Here is a 20,546-nt window from a genome sequence, read left to right as displayed (position 1 = left end):
CCAGATGACCCGTGACGACCTGATCGCGCTCACCCCGGACGTGCTGGCCGCGCTGAGCAACAGGGGCCTGGTGAAGCGCGCCACCAGGGAGGTCGACGCCGGTGAGCGGCCGGTGCTTACCGAGGACGCCGACGGCGCGGTGCGCGCCGCGTACCCGGACGGGGTGACGGTGACGCTGCCCGTGGGTGGCGGCCTCGCGGCCGGGATCTGCTCCTGCCCGGCGCCCGGCGTGTGCCGGCACCTGCTCACCGTCGTGCTGACCTACCAGCGCACGCACGCCGACGCCCCGGCACGCGAGGCCGCGCCGGACGGGGAGGCCGCGCCGGACGGGGAGGCCGCCCCGGACACGGATACCGCGCCGGGCCGGGAGGACGCCGGCTCCGGCGGCGAACCGTGGCGGTGGTCGCCGGGCGACGTCACCGACGAGGAACTGGCCGCCGCGATCGGCGCCCCGGCGCTCGCCGCCGCGAAGCGACGGCTGCGCCGCGGCTACACCGCCGTGGTCCACCGGCCGGACGCCGCCGACCCGGTCCCGCGCGTGGAGCTGCCCACCGGCACGGTCCGGTTCCTCGTGCCCCGCCAGATCGGGTACGCGCGCGGCGACGCCGCCGACGACGGCGGAGAGTCGATCGCGCTCGCCGTGTGGGCGTGCCGGGCGGCCGACCGGGAACACCCGGACCGTCCCGAGGCGCAGGTACGCGTCGGCGGACCGGCCACCGTGACGGATCACCCGGCGCTGGACGCGGCGGTGGCGCTGGCCGCCGACGTGCTGCTGACCGGCGTCGCGCACCTGGGCTCCGGCGTGGACGCCCGGCTCGCGGCGGCCCGGCGGGACCTCGACGCGGCCGGTCTGCGCTGGCCGCTGCTGGCGGTGGAGGACCTGGCCGGGCAACTGGAAGCGTACGCCGCGCGCGGCGCCCGGTACCGGCCGGAGACCCTCGCCGACCTGCTCGCCGTGCTGCCCGCGCGGCGGCGCGCGGTGGTCAACGCCGGGGCCACCCCGCCGGAGCGGGTACTCGGCACCCACGAACCGGCGGAGACGCCGCTGCGGCGGGTACGGCTGACCGGCCTCGGCGCCCGGGTCCGGTCCAGCGGCGGCGAGGTGGGCGTGGACGTGGTGCTCGCCCACCCGGCCGCCGTCTCGGTGCTGGTGCTGCGCCGCGCCTACCCGGTCACCGGCGACGACCCGCCCACCGGGCGCGAGCTGGCCGGGCGGCGGATCACCGGCGCCACGCTGGGCGCGCTCGCCGGCGGCAACGTGGTCTCCGAGTCGGCGGTGCGCAGCGCCGCGCACCAGCTCCGGTTCGCCGCCGGCCGGCTGGCCCGCACCACTGTCACGCCCGGCGCGGGAGACTGGTCCGGTCTGCCGCCGGGCCTGCTCGCCCGCGACCCGGACGCGCTCGCCGCCGAGCTGGCCGGACGGCCGCCCCGGTTGCTGCGCCCCCGGACCGCCGCCGAGTCGGTGCGGGTGCTCGCGCTCGGCGAGGTCCGCGCCATCGGGTACGCGGCCGGCGAACAGCGCCTGCACGCCACGGTGACCGGGGCCGACGGCGGCACGGCGACCGTCACCGCCACTCACCACGCCGCCGCCCCGGGTGCACTCGACGCGCTCGCGGCGGCACTGGACGGCACACACGGGCCGCCGCGCTACGTCAGCGGGACAGTCCGCCGGGGCGCCGACGGACTCGTCGTCGAGCCGCTGGCGGTGGTCGCCGACACTGTGGTCGTACCCGATCTGGCGCCTGGGGTGGGTGACGGGCGGCTGGCCGGCGCGGTCGACGCCCGGCCCGACCCGGTCGCCGCGGCGCTGGGTGCGGCGGCGGCGCTGCTCGCGCAGGCCGCGCACACCGGCCTGCGGCACCTGCCGGCCGCCTTCCCGGAGCGGTTGCGCGCGACGGCGGCCGGGCTCGCCGCGGTCGGCCTGGACCGCTGCGGCGCGACAGTGTCCGGCCTGGCCGGCGCGCTCGGCGCCGACCCCGGCGAACCGGCGGTACGGGCCTGGGTGGACGCCTGGATCCGGCTGTCGGTCACCGGGGAGTCCCGGTGAGCCGGTCCCCACGGCCGGGCCGGATCGCTACGGTGTGACGGTGGCGACCACGGCGGCGCAGGAGATCCAGGTGGGGGAGCGGCTGGTCCGCGTCTCCAGCCCCGACAAGCCCTACTTCCCGGAGCGCGGGCTGACCAAGCTGGACGTGGTCAACTACTTCCTGTCCGTCGGCGACGGCATCCTGCGCGCGCTGCGGGACCGGCCGACCATGCTGGAACGCTGGCCGCGCGGCGTGTTCGAGGGCGCAAAGGTGGCCACCCGGCAGACCAACAAGGGCGACGCGTTCTACCAGAAGCGGCTCCCGGCCGGCGCGCCCGACTGGGTGCGCACCGCGCACATCACGTTCCCCAGCGGCCGTACCGCCGACGAGGTGGCGCCGAGCGAGCTGGCCGTGGTGATCTGGGCGGCCAACCTGGGCACGCTGCGGTTCCACCCGTGGCCGGTGTCGAAGGGCGACGTGGAACGCCCCGACCAGTTGCGCATCGACCTCGACCCGATGCCGGGTGTCGACTTCGCGCAGGTGGTGCCGGTGGCGCACGAGGTACGCGCGTACCTGGCCGAGCTGGGCCTGGAGGGCTTCCCGAAGACCACCGGCGGGCGCGGCATCCACGTGTACGTCTCGATCGAGCCGCGCTGGAGCTTCGGCGAGTGCCGGCGGGCGGTGCTCGCGCTGGGCCTGGAGATGCAGCGCCGCCTGCCCGACCTGGTCACCACCACGTGGTGGCGCGACCAGCGGGACCGGCCGGTCTTCGTCGACTACAACCAGATGGCCCGCGACCACACGATGACGTCGGCGTACTCGATCCGGCCGACCCCCGCGGCGCTGGTCTCGGCGCCGCTGGAGTGGTCCGAGCTGGACGACGCCCGCCCGGAGGACTTCGACGTGGTCAGCATGCCCGCGCGGTTCGCCGACCGCGGCGACCCGCACGCCGGGCTGGACGGGCGGCGGTACTCGCTGGAACCCCTGCTGGAGCGGGCCGACGCCGAAGGGCTGGAGTCGCCGCCGGAACGCTGAGGCGGTCAGTCCCAGGGGCTCTGCGTGCCGTCGAACTCCTCGAACACCAGCCAGGTGCGCGTCGACAGCACCCCGGCGATGCTCTGCACCCGGTCCAGCACCACGTCCCGCAACGTCGCGTTGTCCGGCGCCCGGACCAGCGCGAGGACGTCGTGCTCGCCGCTGAGCAGCGCCGCGTGCTCGATGTAGCGCACCCGGGCCAGCTCGGCGGAGACCTCCCGCCAGGTGTTCTGCTCGATGGTCAGCGCGATGTACGCCGACGTGCCCAGCCCGGCCGGCTCCGGCGCGACCCGCGCGGTGAACCCGGTCAGCACCCCGTCGCGCAGCAGCCGCTCCACCCGGGCGTACGCGTTGGTACGCGAGACGTGCACCCGTTCGGCCAGCGTACGGATGGACGTGCGGGCGTCACGGACCAGCTCGCGCAGGATCCGCCGATCCACCTCGTCCAACGGCCCGGCCGAACGTCCCGTTCCGCCCGCCGCGCCCGGTGTGGTGCCGGTCTCCTGGCTCACCGCAGCCGCCCTCCCGTGCCATTCGTCCCGCGTTCATCCCGCATGTTGAGTCAATCATCCACGACCGGGAGCATAGGGCCACCACACGTCCAGGAGGTCCCCGCCGTGACGACCACACCCCAGGCGGTCCGCAGGGCATCCCCGCGCACCCGCCGGAAGACCACCCCGGCCGCACCCGACCCGTCGGCCGGCTTCATGCCGCAGCGGGAACCGGTCCGGCTGCTCGAACCCGACGGGACCCCGCTGCCGGCCCGCGACGACTACCCGGAGCCGCCGGTCGAGACGCTGCGCGAGATGTACCGGCGGATGGTCGTCGGCCGCCGCTTCGACGTGCAGGCCACCGCGCTCACCAAGCAGGGCCGCCTCGCCGTCTACCCGTCCGCGCGCGGCCAGGAGGCGTGCCAGATCGGCGGCGTCCTCGCGCTGCGCGAGGACGACTGGGTGTTCCCCACGTACCGCGAGTCGATGGCGCTGACCGCGCGCGGCCTCGACCCGGTCGAGGTGCTCACGCTGCTGCGCGGCGACTGGCACTGCGGGTACAACCCGGCCGCCACCCGCACCGCCCCGCAGTGCACCCCGCTCGCCACCCAGTGCGTGCACGCCGCCGGGCTGGCCTACGGCGAGTCGTACCAGGGCCGCGACACCGTGGCGCTGGCGTTCATCGGCGACGGCGCCACCAGCGAGGGCGACTTCCACGAGGGCATCAACTTCGCCGCCGTGTTCAAGGCGCCCGTCGTCTACCTGGTGCAGAACAACAAGTACGCCATCAGCGTGCCGCTGTCCCGGCAGACCGCCGCGCCGAGCCTGGCGTACAAGGGCGTCGGCTACGGCGTACCCAGCGAGCAGGTCGACGGCAACGACCCGGTCGCCGTGCTCGCGGTGCTGGAGCGCGCCGTCGCGCACGCCCGCGCCGGCAAGGGCCCCTACCTGGTCGAGGCCCACACCTACCGGATGGAACCGCACACCAACGCCGACGACCAGACCCGCTACCGCGACGCCGACGAGGTCGAGGCGTGGCGCGACCGCGACCCGATCGCCCGGCTCGAGGCGTACCTGCGGGCCAAGGGCGTCCTCGACGACGACGCCGTCGCGGCGATCGCCGAGGAGGCCGAGGAGTACGCCGCCGCGCTGCGCCGCCGGATGGACGACCAGCCGACGGTGGACCCGCTGAGCCTGTTCGACCACGTGTACGCCGAACCGACGCCGCAACTGGTCGAGCAGCGCGAGATGGTCCGGGCCGAGCTGGCCGCCGACGCGGAGGGGGACGCCTGATGGCCACCATGACCATGGCGAAGGCGCTCAACGCGGCGCTCGCCGACGCGATGCTCGACGACGAGCGGGTGGTCGTCTTCGGTGAGGACGTCGGCCAGCTCGGCGGCGTCTTCCGGATCACCGACGGGCTGCAGGCCCGGTTCGGCGACAAGCGCTGCTTCGACACCCCGCTCGCCGAGGCCGGCATCGTCGGGTTCGCGGTCGGCCTGGCCATGTCCGGGCTGCGGCCGGTCGTGGAGATGCAGTTCGACGCGTTCGCCTACCCGGCGTTCGAGCAGATCGCCTCGCACGTGGCGAAGCTGCGCAACCGCACCCGCGGCGCGTTGAGCGTGCCGATCGTCATCCGCGTGCCGTACGCCGGTGGCATCGGCGGCGTGGAGCACCACTGCGACTCGTCCGAGGCGTACTACGCGCACACGCCCGGCCTGAAGGTGGTCACGCCCGCGACCGTGGACGACGCGTACTCGCTGCTGCGCGCCGCCATCGACGACCCCGACCCGGTGGTGTTCCTGGAGCCCAAGAAGCTCTACTTCACCAGCGCCGAGGCGGAGCTGCCGGCCCGTACCGCGCCGATCGGCAGCGCCGTGGTGCGCCGCCCCGGCACCGACGCGACGCTTATCGCGTACGGGCCGGCGGTGCCTGTGGCGCTGGCCGCCGCCGAGGCCGCCCGCGAGGAGGGCTGGGACCTGGAGGTGGTCGACGTGCGCAGCATCGTGCCGTTCGACGACGCCACGGTCACCGCCTCGGTACGCCGTACCGGCCGGTGCGTGGTGATCCAGGAGGCGCAGGGCTTCGCCGGTGTCGGCGCGGAGATCGCCGCGCGGGTGCAGGAGCGCTGCTTCCATGCGCTGCACGCGCCGGTGCTGCGGGTGTCCGGGCTGGACATCCCGTACCCGGCGCCGATGCTGGAGCACACCCACCTGCCCTCGGTCGACCGGGTGCTGGACACCGTGGCCCGCCTGCAGTGGGACGACCAGCCCGACACGAGGTGGGTGGCGGCATGACCGAACGCACCGAGCGGAGCGAGGGCCGTGAGGGCATGTCCGGCCGGCACGGCATGACCGAACGCACCGAGCGGAGCGAGGGCCGTGAGGGCATGCCCGGCGGGCACGGCATGAGCACGGCTGTGGGGACCCGCGACTTCCTCCTGCCCGACCTCGGGGAAGGGCTGAGCGAGGCGGAGATCGTCGAGTGGCGGGTGGCCGTGGGCGACGTGGTCACCGTGGACCAGAGCGTGGTCGAGGTGGAGACCGCCAAGGCCGTCGTCGACGTGCCGTGCCCGTACGCCGGACGGGTCGTGGCCCTGCACGGCGCGGCCGGTGAGGTACGCCCGGTCGGTCAGCCGCTGATCACCATCGCCCCGCTCGACGACGCCCCCGACCCGCACGCCACCTACCGCGAGGAGGAGCGGGCCGGGTCCGGAAACGTCCTGATCGGCTACGGCACCGGCCACGGCGGCTCGGGCCGGCGGCGGCGTCGGCCGCGTCTGGCGCTCGCTCCCGAGGCCGCGCCGGCGTCGGTCGACCCGGCGCGGACCGGCGGACCGGCGGCGGCGCCGCTTGTCATCTCGCCGATCGTGCGGCGGCTGGCCAAGGAGCACGGCATCGACCTGGCGTCGCTGCGCGGCACCGGGCCGGGCGGCGTGATCCGCCGGGCCGACCTGGACGCCGCCGTGGCCGCTGCTGCTCCGGCGGCCCGGCTGGCCGCGGTGCCGGACGCCCCGGCCGCCCACGTCGGGCTCGCCCCGGCCGGCGACGGTGACACGGTCATCCCGCTCACCGGCATCCGCAAGGTGATCGCCGACAAGCTCTCCCGCAGCCGCCGGGAGATTCCGGAGGTGACCATCTGGGTCGACGTGGACGCCACCGGCCTGCTGGAGACGCGCGCCGCCATCAACGCCGCCACGCCGGAGGCGCCGGTGAGCATCCTGGCCCTGCTGGCCCGGATCTGCCTCAGCGGCCTGCGGAAGTTCCCGCAGCTCAACGCGCACGTCGACACCGAGGGGCAGCGGATCATCCAGTCCGCCGGCGTGCACCTGGGCATCGCCGCGCAGACCGACAGGGGCCTGGTCGTGCCGGTGCTGCGTGACGCGCAGCGGCTGACCACCCGGGAGCTGGCCGCCGCGCTCGCCGAGACCACCGCGGCGGCCCGGGCCGGCACGCTGCCCCCGGCACGGCTGACCGGCGGGACGTTCACGCTCAACAACTACGGCGTGTTCGGCGTCGACGGCTCGACGCCGATCATCAACCACCCGGAGGCGGCGCTGCTGGGCGTCGGCCGGATCGTGGACAAGCCGTGGGTGGTGGACGGGCAGCTCGCCGTCCGCAAGGTGACCCAGATCAGCCTCACCTTCGACCACCGGGTCTGCGACGGCGGGGTGGCGGGCGGCTTCCTGCGCCACGTCGCCGACTGCGTCGAGCAGCCCGCCCTCCTGGTCGCCAACGTCTGACCGGTCAGGCTCCCGGCCCCGGCCCTCCCCACGGAGGTCCGGGGCCGCGCCGCGTCCCCGCCCCCGCTCCCCGCCCCGGGCTCCCCGTCCCCCGCTCGCGATCTTGCACTTGCGGCCCTCGACGTGCCCGATTCGCACCCTTCTCCGGGGCCGCAAGTGCAAGATCGCCGCGGCGGCGCGGGTGACGCGAGCGAGGGAGTCCAGCGCTGGCCGTCTTGCGGGAACCTTGTTCCGGTGGGTGGGATCGGTCGAGATCTTGGTAGCAAAGTGGCCCTGTGGAGGCCGTTTCGTACCAAGATCTCGCCGGGTCGGAACCTCACGGCGCCCTCTCTTCGTCGATCATGAGGTTGACGCGGACAAAAAGGACGCCGCGCGCCGTCAACTTCATGATCGACGGACAAGGGGCGGTCACGAGGTGAGGAGGGCGGTGGTGGGAACCGGGCGGAGGGCGCGTGCGGCGCAAGCGGGGACGGGAATTACCTGTCCGGCACGATTCTCCGCAGCCTTTTCCGAGCAATTCCGCCGAAGGTGCCACGGCGTGATCCTGGGCCTACAGAATGTGGGCGAGAGGGTTCGGAAATGGGGGGCGAAATATGTTTGCGAGGCGCCGACTGACGCTTTTCGCGATGACTGTCGCAGCCGCGCCGCTGGCGGTCGGCGCGTGCACCGCCGGCCCGAAGTCGGTGGCGAAACAGGCCGAGGCGTCGCCGCCGTCGGTCACCGTGACACCCGCCGATCGCACGAAGAACGTGCCGATCAGCGCGGAGGTGGGCACGAAGGTCAGCAACGGCAAGGTGACAGCCGTCAAGCTGACCGACGACAAGGGCAACGCCGTACCGGCCCAGCCGCGCGAGGACGGCTCCGGCTGGGTGCCGGACCGGCCGCTGGCCAATTCCCGGACGTACACCGCGGAGGTGACCGCGACCGGCGATTCCGGCAAGACCGCCACGCAGAAGACGACGTTCACGACGATGGCCAAATCCACCAAACCGGCCGTCACCAGCGAATTGTATTTCCGGCCGAATCAGACGTACGGGACGGCGATGCCGGTGGTGCTCGGATTCGACCCGCCGATTCCGAAGGAGGCCCGCGCGGACGTGCAGCGCCGGCTGTTCGTGAAGACCGACCCGCCGCAGCCCGGCACCTGGTCGTGGGTGGCCGACGGCAAGCAGGCCGAGTACCGGGCGCCGGACCGCTGGAAGCCGGGCACGAAGATCAGCGTGCGCAGCGCGTTGCAGGGGCTGCCCATCGGCAAGGAGGCGATCGGCGACTCCGACCGGGTCGCGACCGCCAAGGTCGGCCGGCAGGTGACGCTCGACATCGACAACGGGACCAAGCAGATGACCGTCTACGAGGACGGCAAGGTGCTCAAGAAGATCCCGGTCAGTCTCGGCAAGGAGAGCACGCCGACGTCCAGCGGCACCATGGTGATCATGGAGAAGCACGAGCACACCACGTTCGACACCCGGGGTGAGCCCAACGGCGGCTACGTGGTCGACGTGGACGACGCCCAGCGGCTGACCTGGGGCGGCGAGTTCATCCACTCCGCGCCGTGGTCGGAGGGGGAGCAGGGCTACACCAACACCTCGCACGGCTGCACGAACGTGTCGGCCACGGCCGCGGACTGGCTCATGGGCGTCACGCAGGTCGGTGACCTGGTGACAGTGCGGGGCACCGAGGTGAAGCTCGACCAGGGCAACGGCTTCACCGCCTGGAACGTCAGCTGGGACGAGTTCGCCAAGGGCAGCGCGCTGCCCGTACCGGCGGGGCTGAAGCCCACGCAGAGCGCCACGCCGCACCCGGGCGCGGTGGCCGGCGGGTCGGCGCCGGCGCCGGCGCCGTCGCGGAGCAACAGCGGCGGCTGAACCTGGGGAGGAACGGCCCCGGGGCCGGCCCGCGTCGCGCGGGCCGGCCCCGTGCCGTGCTCAGTCCAGGTCGACGCGGGCCACCCCGGCCGCGGTCAGGCTGCCCAGCCAGAGCCGGCGGCCGTTCTGCCGCACACCGGTGACCATCGGGTACGCCCCGCTCGGGCCGTGCAGCGTCCGCAGCACCCGCCCCGCGCCGTCGACCAGCGCGACCAGCCCGTAACGGCGCGGCCGGGGCTGCACCGCGCCGGGCAGCAGCGCGACGAGCTGGCGGACGCGCGGATGCGGCAGCAGCCGTTCCATCGCCGCCAGCCGGGGGCTGGGCAACGCGACCCAGTACGTCCCGTCACCCACCGCGGAGATGTTGTCCGGGTACGCCGGGAGGTCGGTCAGCACCGTGGCCCGCCCGCCCGGCAGGTCGATCCGGAGCAGCCGGTGGGTGGCGGTCTCGGCGAGCATCAGCGCCGACTCGTCCGGGGTGAGCGCCAGCCCGTTGGGGAAGTAGAGCCCGTCGGCCACCACGTCGGTGCGCCCGGTGCGCCTGTCGTAGGCCAGCACCCGCCCGTTGGGCTGGTGCTCCAGCAGGTCCCGCTTCCAGTGCGACAGCGGGAAGCGGTCGGAGGAGTCGGTGAAGTAGACGGTGCCGTCGCTCGCGACCGCCGCGTTGTCGGCCAGGTGCACCGGCGGGGCGGTCCCGGTCAGCTCGTGCACCGCGCCGGCGGGGTCGACCCGCAGCAGTCCCCGGTACGCGTCGCAGACGAGCAGCCCGCCGTCGGCCGGGTCCCGTTCGATGCCCAGCGGCCGTCCGCCGGTCTCGGCCAGAAGCGTGGGCCGGGTGCCGGCCGGCGCGTCGGCGGGCCACCACCAGAGCCGGCCGTCCTCGTCGCCGCTGACCACCCGGCCGTCGGCGTCGACCACCACGTCCTCCGGCCCGTGCCCGCCGGCCGGCAACGGCAGCAGGTCGGCCCGGTCGAGCCGGGTGTCGGCGGGCGCCCAGGGCCCGGTCAGCGGCGGCGGCACGGTCGCCGGCTCGCGGACCGGCCGGATCAGCAGGGGCGCACGCGGGCGGGGGACGGCCATCGGCTCATTGTGGCCCGGCGGCGTCGCGAAGGGCAGTGCCCGACGGCGTTTCGCGCCCGTGACGCGGCGGCTGCGGGATGACCCTGAGACGGCTCGGGGTCGGTTCCCGGACAGTACCCGGAACCCCCGCCGCGAGGCCCGGAAATGTCGGTGGGGCCGGGTAGGTTTGGCCGCATGGTACACAGCGTTGAGCGCTTCCACGTGGCGATGGACGTGCACGATCACGTGGTCGAGCTGCGTCCGGTCGGCGAGATCGACATCGCCACCGTGACGGCGTTCCGGGCCGCGCTCTGGGCCGCGCCGGCGCGGCCGGTGCTGCGGGTCGACCTGTCGGGTGTGCGGCTGCTGTCCGCCGCCGGGGTCCGCGCGCTCGTCGCCACCCACCTGCGGGTCCGGGCCCGCGGTGGCGAGCTGGTGCTCGTCGACCCGGACCCGGTGGTGGCCCGGGTGCTGCGGGTGACCGGCCTGCACCGGGTGCTCCCGGTGCGCTGCTCCGACCGCTCGCAGGACGTGCCGAGCCGTGCCCACGACCGGTCCGGCCGCACCCACGAGATGGTGGCGTGCGCGGCCTGAACGGGAGCGGGCCGCCGGGCACACGTCGGGCCGCCGGCGCGAGTGCCGACGGCCCGACGTGAACGGCGCTGCGCTCAGCGCACGCCGAGCAGGTCCACCACGAAGACGAGCGTCTCGTTCGGCTTGATGACGCCGCCGGCGCCGCGGGCGCCGTAGCCCAGGTGCGGCGGGATGGTGAGCTTGCGCCGGCCGCCGACCTTCATGCCGACGACGCCCTGGTCCCAGCCGGCGATGACCTGGCCGCCGCCGAGCGGGAACTCGAACGTCTCACCCCGGTTCCACGAGGCGTCGAACTCGCGGCCGTTCGAGTGGGCCACGCCCACGTAGTGCACGCTCACCAGTTGGCCCGGGCGGGCCTCCGGGCCGTCGCCGACGGTGATGTCCTCGACGACCAGATCCGCGGGCGGCGCGCCCTCGATCGGGCCGACCTGGGGCTTGTCCATGAACGGTCTCCTCGGTGCTGACGGTGTGGTCACCGTCGATCCTGCCGGATCGCGACCGGCCGATACGCGCCGGTCCCCGCACACCGGCGTGGCGGGGACACGAGAAGGGGGCGGGCGCCGCCTGTCGGCGACGCCCGCCCCGCAGCGGGCTGGTTCACTTCAGCCAGGGGAGACGCTGGACCAGGGGGAGCTTCGCCCAGATCCGGCCGAGGCCGAGGGTGTTGCCGGCGCCCACCAGGGCGAGACCGGCCAACAGGCCCGCGTAGATGAGGTGGTCGTCCATGAACGGGTTGTTCGCCGGGGGCAGCACGGCCGTCCACATCAGGACCAGGAGCAGTCCGCCGGCCACGGCGGCGATCCGGATGCCGATGCCGAGCATCAGCGCGACACCGATGCCGAGCAGGCCGAGCATGAACAGCGTGTCCGCCCAGGCCGCGCCGGCGATGTTCCGGTAGAGGTCCGCGAACGGGCCCTCGACCGCGTTGCCCAGGAAGCCCTTGGTCGGGCTGCCGCCGTTGATCCAGGCGTTCTTCGCCGCGGTCTCGTGGCCGAGGCCGAACATCTTGTCGAGGAAGGCCCAGAGGAAGATCCAGCCCAGCGCGAGCCGCAGGCCGGCCCACACGTACCGGGTGGCCTTCTGCCGGGTGGTCTCGATGTGCGCCGCCGGAGCGGTGGTGGCGGCGGGGGTCCGCTTGACGGCGGGGGTCCGCTCGATTGTCGCGGTCATGGTCTCCACGTCCCTTCCTGTGCCTCGCACCGCGCTTCCCGGTGGCACATTCATTCCACCGCCGAGCCGCCTCCCGGAGCAGGGTCTACCGGTGCCCTGATGACCGGGTCATTGGTCCCGTCCGTACCCGGTCCGGTCGGCCCCTCCCCGCCGGTCCGCCGCCCCTGACCAGGGCGTTTGCGGCGGCCTATCGTCGCAGGTGAAGGCCCGGTACGAGGAGGTCGTGATGAGGACGTGGCAGCTGGCCGACGTGATGACCAGGGACGTCGCGGCGGTGACGGAGCAGACCCCGTACCGCGAGATCGTCGACGTGCTGGTGCGTAAGCGGATCAGCGGCGTGCCGGTGGTCGACTCGTTCCACCGGGTGCTCGGCGTGATCTCCGAGGCGGACCTGCTGCACAAGGTGGAGCGGGCCGGTCACCCGGACGAGCGCCGGGTGTTCGAGGGGCGGCGGCGCCGTACCGCCCGGGAGAAGGCCGACGCGCTGGTGGCCGGGGACCTGATGACCGCACCGGCGGTCACCACCCACGAGCGCGCCTCGCTGGCCGCGACGGCCCGGCTGATGGACCGCGAGGCGGTCAAGCGGGTGCCGGTGCTGGACGACCTGGGCCGGCTGTCCGGCATCGTCACCCGTGGTGACCTGCTCCGGGTGCACCTGCGTACCGACGCGGAGATCCGCGAGGAGGTGGTGCACGAGGTGCTGCGCCGGGTGCTGTCGGTCCGCGACGGCCTGGTCACGGTGCAGGTCCGCGGCGGCGAGGTCACCATGGACGGTCGGCTGGACCGGCGCAGCGCCGTCGAGCTCGCCGGTCGCCTGGCCGGACAGGTCGCGGGCGTGGTCGCCGTGCACAACGCGATCGGGTACGACCTGGACGACACCACGCTGATGGAGCTGGACCCGGTGCACGCCACCCCGGTTGCCTGAGCGTGCCGGCGCGGTCAGGCGGTGGCGCTCGCGAGCTGGGCGGCGAGCAGCGCCGGGGCCTCGGCCAGCGACGGGCCGTACCAGGTGAGGTGCCGGCCGGACACCAGCGCCGCCGGCACCCCCGGGAACGCCTCCGGCCCGTCGTCGGCGGTGAACCGGTACGGCTCGTCGGGCAGCACCACCAGCTCCGGTGACCGGGCGCGCAGCTCGTCGAGACTGGGCCGGGGATAGCGTTCCGCGTCCCCGGCCCAGCCGTTGAGCACGCCGAGCCGGGCCAGCACGTCCCCGGCGAACGTGTCCCGGCCGAGCACCACCCACGGGCGCCGCCACACCGGCACCACAGCGGTGCGGACGCGCGCCGGCGTGCCCAGGGCCGCCCAGGCGCGACGGGCCGCCGTCAGCCACGGCGGCTCGGCCGACGCGCCGAGCGCGACCACCAGCTCGCCGAGCTGGTCGAGCGCCTCCGGCACGGTACGCGGGAACGTGACCCGCACCGGCGCCCCGGCCGCGCGCAACGCCTCGGCGTCGGCCAGCCGGTTCTCCTCCTCGTTGAGCAGCACCAGATCCGGCTTGAGGGCGAGCACCCGGTCCAGGTCCGGATACTTCGTCCCGCCGACCCGGGCGACGTCCAGCCCGGCCGGATGGGTGCACCAGTCGGTCGCCCCGACCAGCACCTCCGGGCGGGTGGCCGCCACCGCCTCGGTCAGCGACGGCACCAGCGACACCACCCGCACGGCGTGTTCTCCCCTCGTACCGCGGATCAGCGGGCCGGCGCGGTCGCGGCGTCGGCCGTCTCCGGCGGCAGGCCCGCCACCGGCAGGCCCTTGCGGGCCGCCCAGTCGACGGCGGCGCGCAGGTCTGCGGTGGGCAGCGGCCGCCGGGTGCTCACCCCGACCGCCGCGTGCATCGTGTAAACCAGGAACGGGTACGACTTGGCGAGCGCGGCGATCGCGTCGTGCAGGCGGCGCACCACCTCGAGCGCGGCCGGCTCGTCCAGCCCGGGCAGCAGGAGCTGGTACTCGTTCTCGGCGACCCGCAGCGCGCGGTCGACCGGGCGCAGCGCGCCGGTGACGGCGGCGAGCACGGCATGGCCCTCCCGGGCGCCGTTGCGCCGGCCGAATCGTTCCGGCGAGCCGGGCGGCTCGTCCACCCGCAGGCCGACCAGCGCCACCGGCAGCGTGCCCGAGGCGGTCACCCCGTCCATGCCGGCCCACCGGCGCAGGCCCGGCTCGTCGAGGAACGCCTCGGCCGGCTGGACCGGCGGCGTGACCCGGTCGGCGCGGCGGGCCAGCAGCCGCAGCGCCGCCTCGGCGCGCGGCTCGCCCGGTCCGGCCGGGATGTCGCGCACCCGGGCGATTGCCTCGTCCAGCGCCGTGCGCGCCTCGGCGGGCAGCCGCTCGGCGAGTTGTTCGCGCAGCCGGATGGCCTCGTGCAGCGCCTCGTCCCGGCGGAATCCCCAGCGGCCGTCGAAGAGCCGGCCGGCTTCCAGCGTCGGCGCGGGCGTCGCCTCGGCGCGGTCGTGGGCCACGAGGGTGGCGCCGAACCGGGGGCTCAGCACCACCACGCTCCACTCGCGGGCCAGCTCCTCCGCCTCGTCGAGCGTCACGCCGTACGTGCGCTCGGGCAGGTCGGGCGGCGGGCCGCCGACCATCGCCACCACCGTCGCCGCGGCGCGGCCGGCGATGCGCCGGTAGACCTCGCGCTCCCGGTCGAAGTACGGCAGCCGCTGGAACAGGGCGAACACGATCAGCGGGCCGTCCTCGGCCTCGGCGAGCGCGGCCCGCTCGATGGCGTGGGAGAGGGCGACGAGACTGCGTTTGGTGAACTGCTCCGGGGTCCGTCCGCTGTGCACGGGCAGAGCCTAGAGGCACGGACGCGGCTGCGCACCGGTCGGCGGGCCCCGGCGTGCTCCACCGCACCGCCGGGGCGGACGCCCGACGCCCTACACTCGGGCGTCGACCGGACGACGGGGGGCGGGGCGAGATGACGAACACCGGCAGCGTGACCGCCTCCTGGCTGCGGCCGGTCCCGTCCGGCGCGACGCCGTGCCTGACCCGCCACGGGCACGTCGGGTACGCCGGTCGGCGGCTCGGCGAGCTGGTGCAGGGCCGTCCGCCGGGGGTCACCGGCAACCAGTGGAGCACGGCCGGACGGGCGCCGCTGGACCTGGTGGTCGGCGCCGCCGACACCGGCCTGCCGCGCTTCGCGGTGCGGTTCACCGCGCCCGCGTCCGACGGGTCGCCCGCCCGCCGGGAGGAACGGCTGACCGACGCGGTGTCCGCCGCCGTCGGCCTGCGGCTGCTGCGGGTCGAGTCACCGACGCTGCGCGGCGCCGATCACGTCCGCCGCTTCGTCGAGTACGTCCTGGACGCGCGGGCCTACGCCGAGGGCACCGACCCGGACGCCGGGGACGCGGTCGGCTTCCGGGACATCATCGGCCGGCTACCGGACGGCCGGCGTGGACCGGTGAACGACCTCGGGGCGCTCGCGCGGGTCGAGGCGGTCGAGGCGTACGTGGCCGGCCGGCTCGCCGACCCGATCGTGCGCGGGCTGCACGTGCGCTGGACCGGCGGCCCGGCGGAGGGCTGGTGCTGGGTCGAGGTGCGGCCCGGCGGCTGCCTGCTGGAGCGGGTACGGCTGACGTCGCGGGGATTCTCCTGCGGCGTGGACCCGGGCCGGCTCGCCGAGGACCTGGCCGCGATGGCGCTGGGGGAGCGACTGCGCGATCTCGACGCCGCCGGGGCGTCTCTGGTGGACCGGGAGGAGCTTCGCGGTCGGGTGCGCGCGCTCGCGGCCCGGCGGGACTCCTTCGACGGCGGCTTCGCCTTCGACCACCTCTGCGCGGACTGAACCCTTCCTGGCCGCGGCGCCGAGCCGACCCCGGCCCGGCACGTCCCGATTTTTTTTCGATCTCCGGTTGAACCTTCGCCGACGGCGCTCCGTACCTCATCGGGAATGGACGCAGACTTCCCCGCCGCGCCCGGACGGCGCGGAGACGATGCGGAAAGGGCATCGTCGGCCATCGACGCGCGACCCGAGCGTCGCAGTGATCTCACACCCCGAATTCATCGGTCCGCCGGGATCACCAGTCAACTACCGGATCGAGAAGGAGAGCAATTCGATGCGCAGGTCCACACGGGCGCGCCGGTCATCCGGTAACGCGCGGAGCAAGCGGGTGCTGGCAGTGGTCGGCACGCTCGCGGTCTTCGGCGGCATCGTGGCCGTCACCCAGATCTCGTCCGCCCAGGACCGGCGGACGACCACGCGCGCCGCCTCGGCGTCCTGTGTGCCCGCCAGCCCGGGGGCGACCGCCCCGGACGGCCAGGGCAGCAGCACCCGTACCTGGCAGAACGGCCGCTGGGTCCGTAACCACTGGGGCGACGGCCAGATGTCGCCGGCCGAGTGCCAGCAGACGACCGCGGGTGGCGCCGGCGCCGGCACTCCGACCGTGACCTGCCCGGACGTCCGGGGTCGGCTGCCGCAGGTGCCCGGCCGGGCCCGTGCCGAGGTGGATCGAGAACTGGCGGCGCTGACGTCCCAGATCGCTGAGGCGAACCGGCGGCTCGCGGCGGAGGGCCGCAACGGCGGCGAGTTCATCAACAACGCGATCCTGGGTCCGCTCGCGGACAAGCGGACCGCGGCGCTGAACCGGATCGCCACCGCCATCGGCCGGTTCGGCCAGCGCCCGCAGGGGCTGGACCAGTTCGCCCGGTGCGCGTTGACCGACGTCCCCGGCAACGGTGGGGGTCAGAACGGCGGGGGTCAGAACGGCGGCAACAACAACGGCGGTCAGAACGGGGGCCAGAACGGCGGGAACAACGGCGGCGGGAACAACAACGGCGGCGGCCAGAACAACGGTGGCGGCAACGGGCTGAACGTGCTCGCCAAGGACTGCTCCGGCAGCCAGCTGCAGGGGCACGACGGCTTCCAGAACGGCAACCGGTGCGTCAGCACCGCGTTCGGTGAGGTGGGCGCCGCGGCGAACAACCCGTCGCTGCTGATCACGCAGTTCCCGAACCAGGTGCGGCGCAACCAGCCGTTCACGCTCCGGGTGACCACCAAGAACCTGGTGCGGGACCGCTTCCTCGCGGCCGGGCAGGGCGGCTACTACCTGGAGAGCTCGCTGCTCAACGGTCAGGGCCTGGTGCGCGGCCACTTCCACACCGCCTGCCGGATGCTCGGCAGCACCCGGCAGCCCCCGAACCCGCAGGACGTGCCGGCGTTCTTCGTCGCCACCGAGGACGGCCGCGGCGGCAACCAGCCGGACGACGTGCTGATCCAGATCCCGGGCCTGGCGCAGTCGGGCGTGGCGCAGTGTGCGGTCTGGGCCGGTGACGGCTCGCACCGCATCCCGATGATGGAGCGGGCGAACCAGACTCCCGCCATCGACGTGGTGCGCATCCGGGTCAACTGAGGACACGCGACGGCCGCGGCCGCCCGGGAACCGTCCGGGTGGCCGCGGCCGTGTCGTGTCCGCGTGGTGGGTACGCGAGGCGGGTCCGGCAGGGGAGCGTGGGAATCGTTCCGGGAAGAAGTTTCGTGCCGTCGGACTCCAGCCCGATGAAAGTCACCGACAACACAAAAGGCCGGCCGGGCGCTGCGATTTCTCAGCGTGACCCTGGGATACCCGACGGTGAGTGTTTAGCGCTCAGCGGTTCTTGTACGCCTCGACGACCGACACCGGGATGCGCCCGCGCTCGGAAATCTCGTACCCGTTCTTGGCTGCCCATTCGCGGATGGCGCGGTTCTGCTCGCGGTCCATTCCCGAGGTGCTCGGCCGGCCCGCGCGCCGGGTGGCGCGGGCGACCTCGGTGGCGCCGCGGCCGATCCGCCTGCCAGCGCTGATGTACGGGTCCAGCGCCTTGCGCAGAACGCCCGCGTTCTCGTCGGACACGTCGATCGTGTACGCCACGCCGTCCAGGCTGAACTCGACGGTCCGATCGGCCTTTCCGCCGTCGAGGTCGTCGGTCAGAACGGTGATTACTTTCCTTGCCATCGCCATTACTCCCTGTGTCGGGCGGGGTGTGCTAAGAGTCTGACTTACCTCACGGTAATTTCGCAACAATACCCGCCTCTTTGCATTCGGCGGGTCGTGCCAGGTAAGCGTCGCGGCCAATAGAGGACCGGTGCGCGAACAGGCGTCGGGAAGGCCGGACAGTGGCGTGGGTCACAACCCGGAACAAGGGACACCTTTTGTTACTTGAGCCAGACACGCTCAACCAACGTGATGGCAGGTGTCCGATGGCAACTCTTCCGGTACTTCCCCTGACCGACACCGTCCTGCTGCCCGGGATGGTCATCCCGGTCACCCTCGACCCGACCACCCAGGCCGCCGTCGACGCGGCCCGCGCCACCGGCGACAAGGAACTCCTGGCCGTGCCCCGCCTTGACGGCGAGTACGGCTCCGTCGGCGTGGTCGCCACGATCGAGAAGGTGGGCCGGCTGCCCAGCGGCGAGCCGGCCGCCGTGATCCGCGGTCTCGTCCGGGCCCGTATCGGCTCCGGCGTGCCCGGTCCCGGCGCCGCGCTCTGGGTCGAGGCCGCGACGCTCGACGAGCCCGCCCCGGCGGGCCGCGCCCGGGAACTCGCCCGCGAGTACCGCGCGCTCATGACCTCGGTGCTCCAGCAGCGCGGCGCCTGGCAGGTGATCGACGCGATGGAGCGGATGACGGACCTGTCCGAGCTGGCCGACTCGGCCGGCTACGCGCCCTGGCTCAGCCTGGCGCAGAAGACCGAGCTGCTCGCCGCGCCGGACGTCACCGCCCGGCTGGAGCTGCTGGTCGGCTGGGTGAAGGAGCACCTGGCCGAGCAGGAGGTCACCGAACAGATCAACAGCGACGTGCGCGAAGGGCTGGAGAAGTCCCAGCGCGAGTTCCTGCTCCGCCAGCAGCTCGCCGCGATCCGCAAGGAACTCGGCGAGGACGAGCCGGACGGCTCCGCCGACTACCGCTCCCGGGTGGAGTCCGCCGACCTGCCGGAGAAGGTACGCGAGGCGGCGCTGCGCGAGGTCGGCAAGCTGGAACGGGCCAGCGACGCCTCACCCGAGGCGGGCTGGATCCGTACCTGGCTGGACACCGTGCTGGAGATGCCGTGGAGCACGCGTACCGCTGACAACACGGACCTGGCCGCGGCGCGGGCCGTGCTCGACGCCGACCACGCCGGCCTGGCCGACGTGAAGGACCGCATCCTGGAGTACCTCGCGGTGCGCAACCGGCGCGCGGAGCGCAACCTCGGCGTGGTCGGCGGACGCGGCTCCGGCGCGGTGCTCGCCCTGGCCGGCCCGCCCGGTGTCGGCAAGACCAGCCTCGGCGAGTCGGTCGCCCGGGCGCTGGGCCGCAACTTCGTCCGCGTCTCCCTCGGCGGCGTCCGGGACGAGGCGGAGATCCGCGGCCACCGGCGCACCTACGTCGGCGCGCTGCCCGGCCGGATCGTGCGGGCGCTGCGCGAGGCCGGCTCGATGAACCCGGTCGTGCTGCTCGACGAGGTCGACAAGCTGGCCGCCGGCTACTCCGGCGACCCGGCGGCGGCTCTGCTGGAGGTGCTCGACCCGGCGCAGAACCACACGTTCCGCGACCACTACCTGGAGGTCGACCTCGACCTGTCCGACGTGCTGTTCCTCGCCACCGCCAACGTGGTGGAGGCGATCCCCGGCCCGCTGCTGGACCGGATGGAGCTGGTCGCGCTGGACGGCTACACCGAGGACGAGAAGGTGGCCATCGCCCGCGACCACCTGCTGCCCCGGCAGCGGGAGCGGGCCGGGCTGACCGGCGAGGAGGTGAGCGTCGCCGACGACGCGCTGGCGCTGATCGCGGGCGAGTACACCCGGGAGGCCGGTGTCCGGCAGCTCGAACGGGCCCTGGCGAAGATCCTGCGCAAGGTCGCCGTCGCGCTCGCCACGGACGCCGCGCCGGTACACGTGGACGCCGGGAACCTGGCCCGCTACCTGGGCCGGCCGAAGTTCACCCCGGAGTCGGCCGAGCGGACCGCCGTGCCCGGCGTGGCGACCGGCCTGGCCGTCACCGGCGCCGGTGGCGACGTGCTGTTCATCGAGGCCACCACCATGGAGGGCGAGCCCGGGCTGACGCTCACCGGGCAGCTCGGCGACGTGATGAAGGAGTCCGCGCACATCGCGTGGTCGTACCTGCGGTCGAACGGGCGGCGCTACGGGCTGGACCCGAACGCGCTGGCCGGGCGGCGGATCCACCTGCACGTCCCGGCGGGCGCGGTACCGAAGGACGGCCCGAGCGCCGGCATCACCATGGTGACCGCGCTGGCCTCACTGGTGACCGGGCGTCCGGTGCGGCCCGAGTTCGGGATGACCGGCGAGGTGACGCTCTCCGGCCGGGTGCTGCCGATCGGCGGGGTGAAGCAGAAGCTGCTCGCCGCGCACCGGGCCGGTCTCACCGAGGTGATCATCCCGAAGCGCAACGAGCCGGACCTGGACGACCTGCCGGCGCAGGTGCGGGAGGCGCTGACCGTGCACACCCTGTCCGACGTGGCGGACGTGCTCGCGCTGGCGCTGCGCCCAGCCGAACTCGACACGCAGGCGCTGGACGGCCCGGCGCTCGCCGCGGCCTGACGGCCGTCGCCCCGGCCACCGTACGCACGGTGGCCGGGGCGACGCCGTGTCCGCCCGCGC

Annotated in this window: 18 protein-coding genes; 11 read left to right on the top strand and 7 right to left on the bottom strand. The window is 74.3% G+C overall.

Annotation, left to right across the window (positions count from 1 at the left end; genetic code table 11):
- Positions 1-4: 4 nt before the first annotated feature.
- The gene (locus DQE82_RS13160; protein ID WP_113972823.1) at positions 5-2,047 is read left to right on the top strand and encodes a hypothetical protein; all 2,043 of its coding nucleotides are present in this window, start codon (positions 5-7) and stop codon (positions 2,045-2,047) included.
- Between the two features lie 34 nt (positions 2,048-2,081).
- Complete coding sequence (locus DQE82_RS13155) at positions 2,082-3,062, top strand: DNA polymerase domain-containing protein (protein ID WP_113972822.1); 981 nt, start codon at positions 2,082-2,084, stop codon at positions 3,060-3,062.
- Between the two features lie 5 nt (positions 3,063-3,067).
- Here DQE82_RS13155 and DQE82_RS13150 read toward each other — a convergent pair whose 3' ends face one another.
- Complete coding sequence (locus tag DQE82_RS13150) at positions 3,068-3,574, bottom strand: Lrp/AsnC family transcriptional regulator (protein ID WP_030499924.1); 507 nt, start codon at positions 3,572-3,574, stop codon at positions 3,068-3,070.
- Positions 3,575-3,646: 72 nt separating this feature from the next.
- Here DQE82_RS13150 and pdhA point away from each other — a divergent pair, with 72 nt between their 5' ends.
- From pdhA to DQE82_RS13130, 4 genes are all read left to right on the top strand, one after another.
- Positions 3,647-4,846, top strand: coding sequence for a pyruvate dehydrogenase (acetyl-transferring) E1 component subunit alpha (pdhA, locus tag DQE82_RS13145; RefSeq protein WP_199496010.1), 1,200 nt, complete (start codon positions 3,647-3,649; stop codon positions 4,844-4,846).
- Complete coding sequence (locus DQE82_RS13140; protein ID WP_069088570.1) at positions 4,846-5,850, top strand: alpha-ketoacid dehydrogenase subunit beta; 1,005 nt, start codon at positions 4,846-4,848, stop codon at positions 5,848-5,850. The genes pdhA and DQE82_RS13140 overlap by 1 nt, the downstream gene beginning before the upstream one ends.
- A gap of 92 nt (positions 5,851-5,942) precedes the next feature.
- The gene (locus DQE82_RS13135) at positions 5,943-7,295 is read left to right on the top strand and encodes a dihydrolipoamide acetyltransferase family protein (RefSeq protein WP_370446795.1); all 1,353 of its coding nucleotides are present in this window, start codon (positions 5,943-5,945) and stop codon (positions 7,293-7,295) included.
- Between the two features lie 593 nt (positions 7,296-7,888).
- A complete protein-coding gene (locus DQE82_RS13130; RefSeq protein ID WP_069088571.1) occupies positions 7,889-9,160 on the top strand; it encodes an Ig-like domain-containing protein in 1,272 nt (423 codons plus the stop codon).
- A 60-nt stretch (positions 9,161-9,220) separates the two neighbouring features.
- Here DQE82_RS13130 and DQE82_RS13125 read toward each other — a convergent pair whose 3' ends face one another.
- Complete coding sequence (locus DQE82_RS13125; protein ID WP_113972820.1) at positions 9,221-10,240, bottom strand: SMP-30/gluconolactonase/LRE family protein; 1,020 nt, start codon at positions 10,238-10,240, stop codon at positions 9,221-9,223.
- Positions 10,241-10,414: 174 nt separating this feature from the next.
- On the opposite strand from DQE82_RS13125, the gene DQE82_RS13120 reads away from it, so the two are divergent.
- The gene (locus tag DQE82_RS13120; RefSeq protein ID WP_083297017.1) at positions 10,415-10,813 is read left to right on the top strand and encodes an STAS domain-containing protein; all 399 of its coding nucleotides are present in this window, start codon (positions 10,415-10,417) and stop codon (positions 10,811-10,813) included.
- A 74-nt stretch (positions 10,814-10,887) separates the two neighbouring features.
- On the opposite strand, the gene DQE82_RS13115 is transcribed toward DQE82_RS13120, so the two are convergent.
- Together DQE82_RS13115 and DQE82_RS13110 are read right to left on the bottom strand one after the other, a co-directional pair.
- The gene (locus tag DQE82_RS13115; protein WP_030499930.1) at positions 10,888-11,256 is read right to left on the bottom strand and encodes an FKBP-type peptidyl-prolyl cis-trans isomerase; all 369 of its coding nucleotides are present in this window, start codon (positions 11,254-11,256) and stop codon (positions 10,888-10,890) included.
- A gap of 154 nt (positions 11,257-11,410) precedes the next feature.
- Positions 11,411-11,992, bottom strand: coding sequence for a hypothetical protein (locus DQE82_RS13110; RefSeq protein ID WP_369799256.1), 582 nt, complete (start codon positions 11,990-11,992; stop codon positions 11,411-11,413).
- Positions 11,993-12,209: 217 nt separating this feature from the next.
- On the opposite strand from DQE82_RS13110, the gene DQE82_RS13105 reads away from it, so the two are divergent.
- On the top strand, positions 12,210-12,908 hold the full coding sequence (locus DQE82_RS13105) for a CBS domain-containing protein (protein ID WP_113973094.1): 699 nt from the start codon (positions 12,210-12,212) through the stop codon (positions 12,906-12,908).
- 14 nt (positions 12,909-12,922) lie between these two features.
- On the opposite strand, the gene DQE82_RS13100 is transcribed toward DQE82_RS13105, so the two are convergent.
- Together DQE82_RS13100 and DQE82_RS13095 are read right to left on the bottom strand one after the other, a co-directional pair.
- Positions 12,923-13,642: a helical backbone metal receptor gene (locus DQE82_RS13100; RefSeq protein WP_113972819.1), complete on the bottom strand. Its 720-nt coding sequence runs from the start codon at positions 13,640-13,642 to the stop codon at positions 12,923-12,925.
- Positions 13,643-13,668: 26 nt separating this feature from the next.
- Complete coding sequence (locus DQE82_RS13095) at positions 13,669-14,760, bottom strand: DICT sensory domain-containing protein (protein WP_043323680.1); 1,092 nt, start codon at positions 14,758-14,760, stop codon at positions 13,669-13,671.
- 131 nt (positions 14,761-14,891) lie between these two features.
- Here DQE82_RS13095 and DQE82_RS13090 point away from each other — a divergent pair, with 131 nt between their 5' ends.
- Positions 14,892-15,758, top strand: a complete 867-nt coding sequence (locus DQE82_RS13090) for a hypothetical protein (protein WP_113972818.1) — start codon at positions 14,892-14,894, stop codon at positions 15,756-15,758.
- Positions 15,759-16,029: 271 nt separating this feature from the next.
- Positions 16,030-17,322 carry a hypothetical protein gene (locus DQE82_RS13085; RefSeq protein ID WP_069088576.1) on the top strand — a complete coding sequence of 431 codons (1,293 nt, stop codon included), beginning with the start codon at positions 16,030-16,032 and terminating at the stop codon, positions 17,320-17,322.
- Between the two features lie 234 nt (positions 17,323-17,556).
- Here DQE82_RS13085 and DQE82_RS13080 read toward each other — a convergent pair whose 3' ends face one another.
- Positions 17,557-17,904, bottom strand: a complete 348-nt coding sequence (locus DQE82_RS13080) for an Lsr2 family protein (protein ID WP_043330078.1) — start codon at positions 17,902-17,904, stop codon at positions 17,557-17,559.
- 245 nt (positions 17,905-18,149) lie between these two features.
- Here DQE82_RS13080 and lon point away from each other — a divergent pair, with 245 nt between their 5' ends.
- Positions 18,150-20,486, top strand: coding sequence for an endopeptidase La (gene lon / locus DQE82_RS13075; protein ID WP_113972817.1), 2,337 nt, complete (start codon positions 18,150-18,152; stop codon positions 20,484-20,486).
- Positions 20,487-20,546 lie beyond the last annotated feature (60 nt).

Source organism: Micromonospora sp. LHW51205, assembly GCF_003315815.1.
Classification (GTDB): Bacteria; Actinomycetota; Actinomycetes; order Mycobacteriales; family Micromonosporaceae; genus Micromonospora; species Micromonospora chalcea.
This window is presented reverse-complemented; position numbering and strand designations above follow the sequence as displayed.

Excerpts from the sequence above, each read along its gene's own strand:
- DQE82_RS13135 (WP_370446795.1), top strand. The coding sequence starts at position 5,943 with ATGCCCGGCGGGCACGGCATGAGCACGGCTGTGGGGACCCGCGACTTC.
- DQE82_RS13085 (WP_069088576.1), top strand. The coding sequence starts at position 16,030 with ATGCGCAGGTCCACACGGGCGCGCCGGTCATCCGGTAACGCGCGGAGC.
- DQE82_RS13080 (WP_043330078.1), bottom strand. The coding sequence starts at position 17,904 with ATGGCAAGGAAAGTAATCACCGTTCTGACCGACGACCTCGACGGCGGA.
- DQE82_RS13130 (WP_069088571.1), top strand. The coding sequence starts at position 7,889 with ATGTTTGCGAGGCGCCGACTGACGCTTTTCGCGATGACTGTCGCAGCC.
- DQE82_RS13090 (WP_113972818.1), top strand. The coding sequence starts at position 14,892 with ATGACGAACACCGGCAGCGTGACCGCCTCCTGGCTGCGGCCGGTCCCG.
- DQE82_RS13115 (WP_030499930.1), bottom strand. The coding sequence starts at position 11,256 with ATGGACAAGCCCCAGGTCGGCCCGATCGAGGGCGCGCCGCCCGCGGAT.
- DQE82_RS13140 (WP_069088570.1), top strand. The coding sequence starts at position 4,846 with ATGGCCACCATGACCATGGCGAAGGCGCTCAACGCGGCGCTCGCCGAC.
- DQE82_RS13105 (WP_113973094.1), top strand. The coding sequence starts at position 12,210 with ATGAGGACGTGGCAGCTGGCCGACGTGATGACCAGGGACGTCGCGGCG.
- lon (WP_113972817.1), top strand. The coding sequence starts at position 18,150 with ATGGCAACTCTTCCGGTACTTCCCCTGACCGACACCGTCCTGCTGCCC.
- DQE82_RS13160 (WP_113972823.1), top strand. The coding sequence starts at position 5 with ATGACCCGTGACGACCTGATCGCGCTCACCCCGGACGTGCTGGCCGCG.
- DQE82_RS13125 (WP_113972820.1), bottom strand. The coding sequence starts at position 10,240 with ATGGCCGTCCCCCGCCCGCGTGCGCCCCTGCTGATCCGGCCGGTCCGC.
- DQE82_RS13120 (WP_083297017.1), top strand. The coding sequence starts at position 10,415 with ATGGTACACAGCGTTGAGCGCTTCCACGTGGCGATGGACGTGCACGAT.